Here is a 416-nt window from a genome sequence, read left to right as displayed (position 1 = left end):
GAAACTGTTGCAAGTCTAGAAGTGACAAATGAGTCAACTGATAGCACAGTATACGTTATCTACACACCAGTAGCACCAACTTCAACACCAGCGACATCAACTGATATCCAAGGTAAGACACAAACAGGTACACCAACTTACAAACACGCTGACGGTACTGAGTTGAAACCAACAACAGACAACCCAGCTAAGTTCGTTGGCACTGAGGATACAACTATCCCAGCTACTAAGGATGGTAAGACAGTTGGTACTTACACAATCGATCCAACTGGTACAGTAACCTTCACACCAAACAAAGACTTTGTTGGAACTCCAGATGCAGCTAAGGTAGTTGTAACAGACCCTACAAATGGTACAACTGTCGAATCAAGCTACACACCAACTGTAACACCAGTTACACCAACAGGTGTAGATAC

Annotated in this window: 1 protein-coding gene; it reads left to right on the top strand. The window is 43.3% G+C overall.

Annotated elements, in window-relative coordinates; translation table 11 throughout:
- Positions 1-416, top strand: a 416-nt coding sequence (locus STRDD10_RS10105; protein ID WP_156468666.1) for a hypothetical protein, incomplete at both ends; no start/stop codon positions are given.

This window comes from Streptococcus sp. DD10, assembly GCF_001578805.1.
Taxonomy (GTDB): domain Bacteria; phylum Bacillota; class Bacilli; order Lactobacillales; family Streptococcaceae; genus Streptococcus.
Note: the sequence above shows the minus strand (reverse complement) of the source record. Positions and strands in the feature narration are given on the sequence as shown.